This window comes from Trinickia camelliae (genome assembly GCF_053525655.1).
Map to the genome: position 1 here is coordinate 39818 of NZ_JBCHAA010000017.1, position 12492 is coordinate 52309.

Annotated in this window: 11 protein-coding genes; 8 read left to right on the top strand and 3 right to left on the bottom strand. The window is 63.3% G+C overall.

From position 1 onward, the window contains the following. Positions 1 to 75: 75 nt before the first annotated feature. The 7 genes from AAHK20_RS25370 (at position 76) to AAHK20_RS25400 (ending at position 6312) form a co-directional block, all read left to right on the top strand. Positions 76 to 858: a response regulator transcription factor gene (locus AAHK20_RS25370; RefSeq protein ID WP_449184258.1), complete on the top strand. Its 783-nt coding sequence runs from the start codon at positions 76 to 78 to the stop codon at positions 856 to 858. Positions 859 to 917: 59 nt separating this feature from the next. Beyond that, complete coding sequence (hemA, locus tag AAHK20_RS25375) at positions 918 to 2204, top strand: glutamyl-tRNA reductase (protein ID WP_449184259.1); 1287 nt, start codon at positions 918 to 920, stop codon at positions 2202 to 2204. Positions 2205 to 2333: 129 nt separating this feature from the next. After that, positions 2334 to 3416 carry a peptide chain release factor 1 gene (prfA, locus tag AAHK20_RS25380; RefSeq protein WP_449184260.1) on the top strand — a complete coding sequence of 361 codons (1083 nt, stop codon included), beginning with the start codon at positions 2334 to 2336 and terminating at the stop codon, positions 3414 to 3416. 36 nt (positions 3417 to 3452) lie between these two features. Next, positions 3453 to 4367, top strand: a complete 915-nt coding sequence (prmC, locus tag AAHK20_RS25385) for a peptide chain release factor N(5)-glutamine methyltransferase (RefSeq protein WP_449184261.1) — start codon at positions 3453 to 3455, stop codon at positions 4365 to 4367. An 82-nt stretch (positions 4368 to 4449) separates the two neighbouring features. Then, complete coding sequence (gene grxD, locus AAHK20_RS25390; RefSeq protein ID WP_449184262.1) at positions 4450 to 4761, top strand: Grx4 family monothiol glutaredoxin; 312 nt, start codon at positions 4450 to 4452, stop codon at positions 4759 to 4761. Positions 4762 to 4804: 43 nt separating this feature from the next. Further along, positions 4805 to 5404, top strand: coding sequence for a UbiX family flavin prenyltransferase (locus tag AAHK20_RS25395; RefSeq protein ID WP_449184263.1), 600 nt, complete (start codon positions 4805 to 4807; stop codon positions 5402 to 5404). 116 nt (positions 5405 to 5520) lie between these two features. Further along, on the top strand, positions 5521 to 6312 hold the full coding sequence (locus AAHK20_RS25400; protein ID WP_449184264.1) for a DODA-type extradiol aromatic ring-opening family dioxygenase: 792 nt from the start codon (positions 5521 to 5523) through the stop codon (positions 6310 to 6312). 172 nt (positions 6313 to 6484) lie between these two features. Here AAHK20_RS25400 and AAHK20_RS25405 read toward each other — a convergent pair whose 3' ends face one another. Together AAHK20_RS25405 and AAHK20_RS25410 are read right to left on the bottom strand one after the other, a co-directional pair. Next, positions 6485 to 8437: an ESPR-type extended signal peptide-containing protein gene (locus AAHK20_RS25405; RefSeq protein ID WP_449184265.1), complete on the bottom strand. Its 1953-nt coding sequence runs from the start codon at positions 8435 to 8437 to the stop codon at positions 6485 to 6487. A gap of 242 nt (positions 8438 to 8679) precedes the next feature. After that, entirely contained in the window at positions 8680 to 10272 is a 1593-nt protein-coding gene (locus tag AAHK20_RS25410) for an APC family permease (RefSeq protein WP_449184266.1), read from the bottom strand. A 454-nt stretch (positions 10273 to 10726) separates the two neighbouring features. On the opposite strand from AAHK20_RS25410, the gene AAHK20_RS25415 reads away from it, so the two are divergent. Next, positions 10727 to 10930 carry a cold-shock protein gene (locus AAHK20_RS25415; RefSeq protein ID WP_137333962.1) on the top strand — a complete coding sequence of 68 codons (204 nt, stop codon included), beginning with the start codon at positions 10727 to 10729 and terminating at the stop codon, positions 10928 to 10930. A gap of 152 nt (positions 10931 to 11082) precedes the next feature. Here AAHK20_RS25415 and AAHK20_RS25420 read toward each other — a convergent pair whose 3' ends face one another. Continuing rightward, the gene (locus AAHK20_RS25420) at positions 11083 to 12333 is read right to left on the bottom strand and encodes an Hsp70 family protein (RefSeq protein ID WP_449184267.1); all 1251 of its coding nucleotides are present in this window, start codon (positions 12331 to 12333) and stop codon (positions 11083 to 11085) included. Positions 12334 to 12492 lie beyond the last annotated feature (159 nt).

A 12492-nucleotide genomic window follows, 5' to 3' on the forward strand; every position in this document is an offset into this window, starting at 1 on the left:
TGTTCCGTGCAGCGGTCGAGTTTAGGGGTCGGAAGAATGTTAAGCAACCGAGCAGGACAGCGCTGACGCCCATCCATGCGAATCGCCCTTATCGAACCGGATTCTCGCCACGCTGAAGTGATGGACCGTCTGCTCTTCGCCGGCGGCCATACTTGTCAGCCCTTCACCAACAGCAACGACTTCTTCGCGTGGATCGCCACGCAAACCTGCGATCTTCTCATTTCTGACCAGTGGGCGGGCGATTTACCGTCCGAGGACGTGATCCCGGCCGCCCGCGCGATCCTGCCCGGCCTGCCGGCCATGGTCATGATTCACGCGCCGCGCGAAAGCGAGATCGTCGCCAGCCTTCACGCGGGCGCCGACGATTGCATCGCCAAGCCGGTACGCGGCCCCGAGCTGCTCGCGCGCGTCGACGCGCTCCTGCGCCGCGCCGGGGTGCGCCGCCCGCCAAGCGCGTCGCGCGGACGGTTCGGCGAGTATGCGTTCGACGCCGCGCGCGGTCTAGCACGTTTCGACGACCAGGTCGTCACCTTGACCCCGAAGGAATGCCGCTTTGCGCTCTTGCTGTTCGCGAACCTCGGGCGCCCGGTTGCGCGCGCACACATTCTGGAGACGGTTTGGGCGACGCGGCGCGATCTGAAGTCGCGCACACTCGACACCCACGCCTCGCGCGTGCGAAGCAAGCTGCAGCTCTATCCGGAACGCGGCTACAGCCTGAACCCGCTGTACGGCTTTGGATATCAGCTCGACCGGCTCTTTGCCGATCCCCCGGCCGACAAGACCAAAGTGCCCAAAGGCACCAAGGGCCCTCAAGGCGCCGATCGCGACGAGAATGAAAGCAGCATAGAAACGCTATAATATCGGGCTGAATCATAGCCTTGCCGCATCCACGGCCAGGGTCCATTGCAGCCCCGCACATGCAACTTCTGACGATCGGAATCAACCACCACACAGCGCCAGTCGCTCTGCGCGAACGCGTGGCGTTTCCGCTCGACCAGATCCAACCCGCTCTCGCGACCTTCAAAGACCTCTGGCTTGGCCGCTCGGCGCCGAACGCGCCCGAAGCCGCGATCCTCTCCACCTGCAACCGCACCGAGCTCTACTGCGCGACCGACGACCGCAGCGTGCGCGAAGCCGCGATCGAATGGCTGTCGAAGTACCACGGCATTTCGGTCGCCGAACTCGCGCCGCACGTCTACGCGCTGCCGCAATCGGAAGCGGTGCGGCATGCGTTTCGCGTCGCGTCGGGGCTCGACTCGATGGTGCTCGGCGAAACGCAAATCCTCGGACAATTGAAGGACGCGGTGCGCACGGCTTCCGAAGCGGGCGCGCTCGGCACGTATCTGAATCAGCTATTCCAGCGCACGTTCTCGGTGGCCAAGGAAGTGCGCGGCACCACTGAGATCGGCGCGCAGTCGGTGTCGATGGCGGCCGCGGCCGTGCGGCTCGCGCAGCGGATCTTCGACAAGATCGCGAACCAGCGCGTGCTCTTCATCGGCGCCGGCGAAATGATCGAGCTGTGCGCGACGCACTTCGCTGCTCAGCAACCGCGTGAGCTGGTCATCGCGAACCGCACCGCCGAGCGCGGCGCGAAGCTCGCCGAGCGCTTCAACGGCCGCTCGATCCCGCTCTCCGATTTGCCCGCGCGGATGCACGAGTTCGACATCATCGTGTCCTGCACGGCGTCGACGCTGCCAATCATCGGCCTGGGCGCCGTCGAGCGCGCGGTGAAGGCGCGCCGCCACCGTCCGATTTTCATGGTCGACCTGGCCGTGCCGCGCGATATCGAGCCCGAAGTCGCGAAGCTCGAAGACGTGTTCCTCTATACCGTCGACGATCTCGGTGCGATCGTGCGCGAAGGCAACGCGTCTCGGCAGGCGGCCGTCGCGCAAGCCGAAACGATCATCGAGTCGCGCGTCGCCAATTTCATGCAGTGGCTCGATGCGCGCAGCATCGTGCCGGTGATCCGCCACATGCACACGCAAGCGGACTTGCTGCGCCAAGCGGAAGTCGAGCGGGCGCTCAAAATGCTCTCGCGCGGCGACGATCCGGCGGTGGTGCTCGAAGCGATGTCGCAATCGCTGACCAACAAGCTCATCCACGGCCCGACGCACGCGCTCAATCGCGCCAGCAGCGAAAACCGCGATACGCTCATCGAACTGTTGGGCGGGTTCTACAAACATTCGAATTCTTCAGACCGTTAGCGGCGCTGCCTCGCATCCTTGCTCCGCTTCGGGAGCCCGCAGGCAGACTGATCGACCCATTCCCCGCCGCGGCTGCTCCGCTCCACCGACCCCAGATTTTCAGCCTACCCGGGAGCCCCGCTCCACACCATGAAAACGAGCATGCAACTCAAGCTCGACCAGCTCACCAACCGGCTGGCCGAACTCAATGACCTGCTAAGCCGCGAAGACGTCACATCGAACCTCGACCAGTACCGCAAGCTCACGCGCGAGCACGCCGAAATCGGGCCGGTGGTCGAGCATTACGCGCGCTGGCGGCAGGCGCTCACCGATTCGGCGACCGCGCAGGAACTGCTCGCCGACGCGTCGATGCGCGATTTCGCCGAAGAGGAAGTCCGTGGCGCACGCGAACGGATGACCCAGCTCGAAGGCGAGCTGCGTACGATGCTGCTGCCGAAAGACCCGAACGACGACCGCAACATCTACCTCGAAATCCGCGCGGGCACGGGCGGCGACGAGTCGGCGCTGTTCGCGGGCGATCTGCTGCGCATGTACTTGCGCTTTGCCGAGCGGCAGCGCTGGCAGGTCGAAATGATGTCGGAGAGCGCGTCGGACCTCGGCGGCTACAAGGAAGTGATCGTGCGGATCGCGGGCCAGGCCGCGTATTCGCGGCTCAAGTTCGAATCGGGCGGCCACCGCGTGCAGCGCGTGCCGGCGACCGAGACGCAGGGCCGCATCCATACGTCGGCGTGCACGGTCGCGGTGATGCCGGAAGCCGACGAAATCGGCGAAGTCGAGATCAATCCGGCCGACCTGCGCATCGATACGTTCCGCGCGTCGGGCGCGGGCGGTCAGCACATCAACAAGACGGACTCGGCGGTGCGCGTCACGCATTTGCCTACCGGGATCGTCGTCGAATGCCAGGACGACCGTTCGCAGCACAAGAACAAGGATCGCGCACTGAAGGTGCTCGCCGCGCGCATCAAGGACAAGCAATCCCACGAGCAGCACGCGAAGGAAGCCGCGACGCGCAAGAGCCTGATCGGCTCGGGCGACCGGTCCGAGCGGATTCGCACCTACAACTTCCCGCAAGGGCGGCTCACCGATCACCGCATCAATCTGACGCTGTACAAGCTCGAAGCGATCATGGACGGCGATCTCGACGATCTGATCGCCGCGCTCGTCAGCGAGCATCAGGCGGAGCTGCTGGCTTCGCTGGGCGACGCGGACTAAGTTAGTGCGACGTCTTCCGAAACGAGGCGCTTGCCGATGAACGCCACCGCCGACGCTGAACGCACGCCGAAAACCGCTGCCTCGCTGCTGCGCGCATCGACGCTGCCCACACTCGAAGCGCGGATTCTGCTGACGCACGCGCTGGGTTGGCGTCGCACGGAGCTGATCACGCGCGGCGACGAGCCGCTCGCCGAAGCCGCGTGCGCGCAGTATCGAGCGCTCGAAGCGCGCCGCGTGGCTGGTGAGCCGATCGCGCAGATCGTCGGCGCGCGCGAGTTCTTCGGCCTCGAATTCGACGTGACGCCGCACGTGCTGATTCCGCGTCCGGAGACCGAGCTGCTGGTCGAAACGGCGCTTGCCGCGATCGACGGCATCACGGCGCCCCGTGTGCTCGATCTCGGCACGGGTACCGGCGCGATCGCGGTGGCGATTGCGTCGGCGCGGCCCGACGCGCGTGTTTGGGCGCTCGACCGTTCCACCGAGGCGCTGACCGTCGCCGCGCGCAACGCCGCCAAGCTGCTCGACGCCAAGCGTCCCGGCGGCGCGCTCCAGCTCCTGCAAAGCGACTGGTACACGGCGCTCGATCCCGCGCTCTCGTTCGACGCGATCGTCAGCAATCCGCCCTATATCCGGCACGGCGATCCGCATCTGACCGAGGGCGACCTGCGCTTCGAACCGCGCGGCGCGCTCACCGACGAAGCCGACGGCTTATCGGCGATCCGCATCATCGTGGCCGGCGCGGGCGAGCGCCTCGTGTCGCGCGGCCAGTTGTGGATCGAACACGGCTACGATCAAGCCGCCGACGTGCGCGCTTTGCTCGCGGCGCAAGGCTTCGAAGACGTCCAGTCGCGCGCCGATCTCGCCGCCATCGAACGCATCAGCGGGGGCATCTGGACGAACGGCGAAATGAGCGGCCCAATCGCACGAGCCGGCGCCGCAGGCCCCCGCTGAGGCCCGCGCCACGCTCAGCCCGGCCGGTCGAATTCCGCTATCATTTCGATCTATCCCTACCCTACAGAACGCAAGGCCCCTCATGGAAACGCAACAACGCATCAAGCAAATCGTCGACGACAACGCCGTCGTGCTCTTCATGAAAGGCAACGCCCAATTCCCGATGTGCGGCTTTTCGGGCCGTGCGGTGCAGATCCTGAAGGCGTGCGGCGTCGATCAGTTCAAGACCGTGAACGTCCTCGAAGACGACGAGATCCGCCAGGGCATCAAGGAATTCTCCAATTGGCCGACCATTCCGCAGCTCTACGTGAAGGGCGAATTCGTCGGCGGCTCGGACATCATGATGGAGATGTACCAGTCGGGCGAACTGCAGCAGCTGTTCGCGGCGGCGTAAAGCTGTCCGCCTCGCTTCACGTTACCGGCCAGCGGCAAGTTCGATGGAAACACCCAGCATGCCGCCGCGCCGGCTGATCATCGCGATTACCGGCGCCACCGGCGCCATCTATGGCGTGCGCCTGCTCCAGACGCTGCGGCGCACGGGCGGCGTCGAGACTCACTTGCTGATCTCCAGCGCTGGCTGGCTCAACATCCAGCACGAGCTCCAGCTCTCCAAAGACGATATCCATCCGCTCGCCGATGTCGTGCATTCGGTGCGCGACGTGGGGGCGAGCATCGCGTCGGGGTCGTTCGCGACCGACGGCATGATCGTCGCGCCATGCTCGATGAAGACGCTCGCGAGCATCGCGCACGGCCTCTCCGACAACCTCATCACGCGCGCCGCCGACGTCACGCTCAAGGAGCGCCGCCGCCTCGTGCTGATGGTGCGCGAAACGCCGCTGAATCTCGCGCATCTGCGCAACATGACGGCCGTGACTGAAATGGGCGGCGTGATTTTTCCGCCGCTGCCTGCGTTCTACAACAATCCCGCTTCGATCGACGAGATGGTCGATCACACGGTCGCGCGGGTGCTCGATATGTTCGCGATCGGCACACCGCATGCGCCCGTGTGGCAGGGGATGCGCGGCGTCGACGGTTGATTCGCAACGCGCACGACACAATCAATTCCGTTTTGCCCCGTTTATCAAACGGAATCGCGCGTCTATAGTCGTAGCAACTTCACTTCCCCGATCGCGCTCGACGCGATCCTGCCGCGATGTCCCGCCTTCCTTCTGTCTACCTGTCCCACGGCGCACCGACGCTGCCGATCGATCCGTCGATGCCGTCCGCTGAATTCGCGTCGCTTGGCCAGCATCTGCCGCGTCCGCGCGCGATCCTGATGCTGTCAGCGCATTGGGGGACTTTAGCGCCGGTCGCCAGCACGGCCGAGCGGCCCGAGACGATCCACGATTTCTACGGTTTTCCGCGCGCGCTATACGAGATCCAGTATCCGGCGCCGGGAGCGCCCGAGGTGGCGCAGCAAGCGGTGGCGCTGCTCGCGCAGGCAGGGATCGCGGCCGGCACCGAGACGCACGGCCTCGACCATGGCGCCTGGGTGCCGATGCTGCTGATGTTCCCGCATGCGGATATTCCGATCGCGCAGTTGTCGATCCAGCCGCGGATGGATGCCGCTCACCATTACAGGATCGGACGCGCATTGCGTCCTTTGCGCGATAGCGGCGTGATGGTGATCGGCTCGGGACAGATCACGCACAACCTGCGCGCGGCCGACTTCTCCGCGCGCCCCGAAGATGCCGACCCGCGCGTCGACGAGTTCACCGATTGGTTTGAGGCGCGACTTGCGGCGCGCGATATCGATGCGTTGCTCGACTATCGCCGTCAGGCGCCGCACGCGGTGCTGATGCACCCGACCGACGAGCACTTGCTGCCGGTGTTCTCGGCGCTGGGGGCAGCCGACGACGACTACACGCTCGAGATCCAATCGCTCGGCACCTACCAGCGCTCGCTGGCGATGACGAACTACGTGTTCGGCGGCGTCGACGCATAGCGGGGGCTTCCGGAATCGCTATCCGCTAGCTGTTCGACCCGCCCGGCGAATTCGCGCCTGTGCAGATCCAAACCAAAAAGGGACGCCTGGATCAACCCAGGCGTCCCTCTCCGCTCTCCCGCACGACTTTACGCACCCTCCAGCGCGCGGCAGTCATGCAAGCCCTATGCGCTTACCAATACACCCCGCCACCGACAACGACGCCAACCTCGCCACGCGTGCTCGTATTGGCACTCGCCTTGAACGTCCATTTGCCGTCGCGCGTCATGTAGGAAACGCCAACCGCCGTACCCTCTTCGCCGCCGTAAGTGCTACCGGCAACTGCGACGAAGGTACGGCCGGGCAGCGTCGATTGCGGCAATCCGGCCACTGCCATCGCAGCCGCAACACCACCCATCGCATCCTGGCGCGCACTTCTCACCGTATCTCTCATCTGCTGAACATTGACAGCATCCGTCGGCGCGGTACCGGCCGCGACATTCGTAATCTGACGCTCCTGGCCAGGCGCGCCTACTGAAACCGTGTTGTCCCGATCCGCAACCGAGCCATTGCCGATCGCCACGGAATTGTTGCCCGTCGCGGTAGCGCCTTGGCCGATGGCAACACTATTGTCACCGGAGACGGTCGAACCCTGGCCAATTGCCGTGCCGTTATTACCGGTCACAGTTCCCCAATGGCTTCCGTCGTCACCGCCACCGCCGCTTCCACCGCCACCGTCGACAATCGAATCGATCTGGCCTTGCATCTTGTCGAAGCGGTTCGCGAAGTCTTGCTGCATCGCGTAAAGCTGGCCGCCGTTCACCGCTTCCATGCTCCCAGCAGCTACCAGACCCGCCGCAACGTTCTTCAATACCGTGCCATTACTTCCACCCAAGGTCGCGGATGCCAGCGTAGCGTCGTCGTAGACCAGTGCGTTCTCCGTCATACCGGCAGTCGCTGACTTCAATTGCGCAAGCGTCACGGCATCGCTGTCATCCACGCCGTTCGCGACGCCTTTCAGGACGCGCGGACCCGCCGACCCCGTGAAGTCCACCAGGCTGCCAGCAAGCCCCATCGCCACCGTGATGTTGCCAGTCGTTGCATCCTGCTTCACGAGGCCAATCGAGCCGTTCGAAATCTGCGTGATGGCGTTGTCGAGCCCGGTCAGCGCGCCGCCGACTGTTGTTTGCGTGCCGCCATTGGTGAGGTTGTAGGTCGGACCCGTAACTGCGCCGGTGGCCGCATCGATCGACGCTCCGCCGCCCAGCGCCGACACGACGGGCGAGAGTTGGCTAACGTTGACCGCGTCGTTGGCCTGTGTGCCGGCGCCGACGTTGACGATTTGGCGCTTGAGACTTGAACTGCCGACCGAAATCGTATTCGAGCGATCAGCCACGCTCTTGTTGCCAATTGCGGCTGCCAACGACGCATCGCTCGTTACTTTCGAATCCGCGCCAAAAGCACTGGAGTTGCTACCAGCGGCAGCCGCATCACCACCAACGGCGGTTGAGAACTGCCCGGTTGCCAGCGCACGAGAACCAAGCGCGGTGGAAAAGTTCGTCGTCGTCGATGCCCCTGTTCCAATCGCAACACCATATAGCGGCGCCGATACGGCGGCGCCATTACCTATCGCGATGCTTTGTTGCCCATTTGCCTTCGCATTTTCACCAATAGCAACAGTGTGAAAAGTTGTGGCCTGAGCATTAAGGCCAATGGCGACGGAGGATGTCGACCCTGACGCGATTGCACCGTTGCCAATGGCAATGGCGTTGTCATTCGACGCAGCGGCACCCGGCCCAATCGCCACCGCATTGCTTCCAGTCGCGCTCGCTGCGGCTCCGGTACTGTTAACTTTGAAATACGTATCGTCGAGCGTAGCCGACACGCTAGGCGACGCTCCTATTTTCGGCTGCTGCTGCGCCACCTGGCAGATGCCTTGCTCATCGAGCGTACCGTTCCGGCCATCTGACGTCTTGCACGCATCGGCGGCAAACGCTGTGCCCATTGACACCGCCAACACCGCAGCGGCCACCGCGCTCACAGTCGCCACGCGCCGCGTTCCTTTCGTGCGCCCCTTTGCTGTTTCCGCCACGGCGCTCCACGAAGCCGTCGCGACGTTCCACACCACTCGATAGACCCTGTTCATTCAGCTTCCCCAAAAAGTAAGTTGGCGTAGCGGCAAGCCAATCGGCGGCGCCTGTAAGCGCCACGCAGCTAGCCCTCTGCCCTGACATTTCGGGATGGGCGTCCGCATTAAGAGCTCACTTAACTAGGGAAAGATGCTCGGCACCTCCGGTTTGAGAGGGGTCAAACAAAAACAAAACAGCCCGCCTGATCGCTCAGGCGGGCTGTTCAAGTTGAAGCTTTTGTGGCTTAGGCGAGGCGGTTTTACGCGCCGATCCCCTCAAGAATCTCGTCGTGCGACTCACGCTCGTTGAGATACTCGGTGCGATAGCCGGTGTTGATGCCCCAGAAGTAGAAGATCAACGCCACGACCGCCACGATCAGCATGTCCCAGCCGTAGGGCAGCACGCCCATGCCGCCGAACTGATGGCTGCCGATCAGCGACAGGATCGCCATCGACGGCAGGTAGGCCACGAGCCACCACGCAGCCTTGAGGTCACGCCCCCAGCCGCCGAAACCCGACTTCGCCTGGAAGTAGAAGTACACCGGCAGCGCGACGATCATCAGCAGAATGATTTCGCCGGTCAGCGGCCACTTCGCCCAGTACAGCACCATCGAAGCGCAGACGAAAGCGAACGGCGCAATGAACTTCATGCCCGCCACCTTCAGCGGACGCTCGACATCGGTCGCCGCGCGGCGCAACGACATCAGGCTGATCGGGCCGGTCAGGTACGAAATCACCGTCGCGACCGAGATCACCGCCGCAAGCGAACTCCAGCCGCGGAAGAAGAACAGGAAGATGAACGAGACGATCAGGTTGAACCACATCGCGTTGCGCGGCACGCCGTAGAACGGGTGCACGTTGCCGAACATCTTCGGCATCGTGTTGTTGCGCTCCATCGCGTAGATCATGCGCGTGGTCGTCGCCATGTAGGTCGTGCCGGTGCCGCTCGGGCTCACGAACGCGTCGATGTAGAGCAGGATCGCGAGCCAGTTCAGGTTCAGCGCGAGCGCGAGTTCCGCGAACGGCGACTTGAAGTTGAAGTGGCTCCAGCCCTTCGCGACGTCGCTCGGGCTCACCGCGCCGATGTACGCGATTTGCAGCAGCACGTAGATCACGAGCGCGAGCAGGATCGAGCCGATCACCGCGAACGGTACGCTCTTGGCCGGATTGCGCGCTTCACCGGCCAAGTTGATCGGGCTCTGGAAGCCGTTGAAGCTGAACACGATGCCGCTCGTCGCCACCGCGGTAAACACCGCCGACCAGCCGTACGGCGCGAACGTGCCTGCCTGGCCGAAGTTCTCGGAATGAAAACCCGTCAGCAGCAGGCCGAGGATCGTCGCGCCCGGGATGATGAACTTGAACACGGTGATGGCCGTGTTGGCGCGGGCGAACACCTTGACGCCCCAGTAGTTCAGCATGAAGTAGATCACCACGAGCACGGCCGAAAGCAATAGGCCGTTTGTGGTTAGCGAGCCGTTGACGAACAGCTCATGCGCCCATTCATAGGGCCAGGTGCTCATGTACTGGATCGACGCTTCCGCTTCGATCGGAATCACCGACACGATCGCGATCCAGTTCGCCCACGCGCTGATGAAGCCGACGAGCGCGCCGTGCGAGTAGCGCGCATAGCGCACCATGCCGCCCGACTCGGGGAACATCGCGCCGAGTTCGGCATATGTCAGAGCAATCGCGAGAATCACGACCGCGCCGATCACCCACGCGCAGACCGCGGCGGGACCCGCGATTTTGGCCGCCTTCCATGCGCCGAAGAGCCAGCCCGAGCCGATGATGGAACCCAGGCCCGTCAGCATCAAAGCAAACGGCCCAACGTTCCGTTGAATAGAACTTTTCACGACTTCTCCTTCCTCTATCTCAAAAGGCATGGTCAGCGCGGTCTTGCAGAATACTCCGTGCAGGACAGGTTGGCTGCCACGCGTTCTGTGGAGGCCGATGTAGCACTCGGTGCAACCGGCCACGCGGCGCGTAGTTTAACGGTTGCAACTTTCAAATGGCACCAAAATGGATCGGTCACTACAAAAAAAACGGCTAAATTGCAAGGTTTGTAAGCGTTATGCCCGCCATTTACGCGTAACACAGTAGAAAAGCCCCCCAAGCTTGTCGGGATTGGGTTGACCTTTGATCGCTTTCGACTTATAAAGTGCGAGCAGGATTTCAAGTGGCGAGTGGATTGGTCTTTCGTAGTTTCGCCCTATCAACGGTACTCCGGTTGGTCCTATTACCCTTCCTTGATTTTCATGCGCACCCCAAGGCTTCGGCCTTTTTTACTCATTGTTAGGAACAAGTAATATGGAAACCGGTACCGTCAAGTGGTTCAATGACGCAAAGGGCTTTGGCTTCATCACGCCGGACGGCGGCGGCGAAGATCTGTTCGCGCATTTCTCGGAAATCCGCACGGAAGGCTTCAAGACGCTGCAAGAAAACCAGAAAGTGACGTTCGACGTTAAGACCGGCCCGAAGGGCAAGCAAGCTGCTAACATCAAGCCGGTGTAAGCGAGCGCAGCCTTAGCAGGACGCAAAAAGCCCCGCGATTGCGGGGCTTTTTATTTGTCTGAGCTTTGCATGGGACCCGAGTAAGCGCTAAAGCGCCAACTCGGGTCGACACAAGAAAATCCGCCGCGCCGACCGCCGCGCCTACAAACGCACTAATGAAAAATGCGTTGCGCGTGAATTCCAAGGCCGGTCGCCACGCTGGCGAGGCGGTCGCCGAACACCGGCTTGGCAGCGGGGAATGCGCCAGCCAACGCGTTCGATAGGAACGCGAGGCCCGTCGAACCGCCCGTGAAGTAGATCGCGCCGACGTCGCGCGATGCAATGCCGGCTGCCTGCACCGTATCGCGCGCAGCCTGGACGATGCGTTCGACTTCGTCGAGACCGGCTTCGATCAGCTGGGCTTCGTCAAACGCGAGCCGCAGATCATCCTCCACCTCCTCCAGATCAATCAGCGTCTGCCCACCGGCCGCGACGCCAATCTTCGCCTCTTCCGCCCGCGCCGCCAGCGCATGGCCGAGACGTCGCTCGACGACGCGCATCAGGCGATCGTGCTGGCGCACTTCGGTGTAAAGGTGCCGCATCAGCTTCAACTCGCTGACGCGCTTCGGCGCGTAGACGGTGTTGATCAAATGCCACGTCGCTAGGTCGAAATAGATGCGGTTCGGCAGTTCGCGTCCTTCCGGATCGAGCGAACGGTAGCCGAATTCGCGCAGGATCGTCGTGAGCTCGACGCGCCGGTCGAAATCCGTACCGGCGACGTGCACGCCGTGATGCGCGAGCACGTCGTCCTTGCGCTCGATCCGTTTCATGCGCTCGGGGCCGACGCGCACGAGCGAAAAGTCAGACGTACCGCCGCCGATATCGGCGACCAGCACGAGTCCTTCGTCGGTGAGCCGCGATTCGTAGTCGAACGCGGCGGCGATCGGCTCGTACTGGAAGTGGATCTCGGTGAGGCCCACCGAGCGCGCCGCCGCTTCGAGCTGCTTCTGTGCGAGCGCATCGGCGCGCGGATCGTCGTCGACGAAAAATACGGGGCGGCCGAGCACCGCGCGCGAGATCGGCGCGCCGGCGAACGCTTCGGCCTTGCGCTTCAAGTGATCGACGAAGATCGCGATGATTTCGGTGTATTTGATCGCGGAGCCGTCGCCGAGGTCGGTCGTCGTTTCCGCGAGCGCCGAGCCGAGGATGCTCTTCATCGAGCGCATCAGACGGCCGTCGAAGCCGTCGATATACGCCTCGAGCGCGGCGCGGCCGAATTCGCGCGTGTGTTCGTCGGTGTTGAAGAAGACCGAGGTGGGGAGCGTCGTGTAGGCGCCCTCGACCGGTGCGAGCCGCACGCCGCCATCGACAGGCAGCGCCACGGCCGAGTTCGAGGTGCCGAAGTCAATCGCGCAGTAAGTCATGGCTTAGATCGCAATCACGCCTGGCGCGAACAATTGAGGACCGGTTATTTAACATAAAAGCACGTCGGCCAGCAACCCGGGCGCGCCCGGCGTCGCACATCGAGCGTCGGGGAACGCAAATTGCTCGCGTCTAGCGATTCACTATCGATTTTCGTTGCA

Bases quoted from the DNA above. Each gene is read 5' to 3' on its own strand.
- AAHK20_RS25415 (WP_137333962.1), top strand. From the start codon at position 10,727: ATGGAAACCGGTACCGTCAAGTGGTTCAATGACGCAAAGGGCTTTGGC.
- grxD (WP_449184262.1), top strand. From the start codon at position 4,450: ATGGAAACGCAACAACGCATCAAGCAAATCGTCGACGACAACGCCGTC.
- hemA (WP_449184259.1), top strand. From the start codon at position 918: ATGCAACTTCTGACGATCGGAATCAACCACCACACAGCGCCAGTCGCT.
- AAHK20_RS25370 (WP_449184258.1), top strand. From the start codon at position 76: ATGCGAATCGCCCTTATCGAACCGGATTCTCGCCACGCTGAAGTGATG.
- prmC (WP_449184261.1), top strand. From the start codon at position 3,453: ATGAACGCCACCGCCGACGCTGAACGCACGCCGAAAACCGCTGCCTCG.
- prfA (WP_449184260.1), top strand. From the start codon at position 2,334: ATGAAAACGAGCATGCAACTCAAGCTCGACCAGCTCACCAACCGGCTG.
- AAHK20_RS25400 (WP_449184264.1), top strand. From the start codon at position 5,521: ATGTCCCGCCTTCCTTCTGTCTACCTGTCCCACGGCGCACCGACGCTG.
- AAHK20_RS25420 (WP_449184267.1), bottom strand. From the start codon at position 12,333: ATGACTTACTGCGCGATTGACTTCGGCACCTCGAACTCGGCCGTGGCG.
- AAHK20_RS25395 (WP_449184263.1), top strand. From the start codon at position 4,805: ATGGAAACACCCAGCATGCCGCCGCGCCGGCTGATCATCGCGATTACC.
- AAHK20_RS25405 (WP_449184265.1), bottom strand. From the start codon at position 8,437: ATGAACAGGGTCTATCGAGTGGTGTGGAACGTCGCGACGGCTTCGTGG.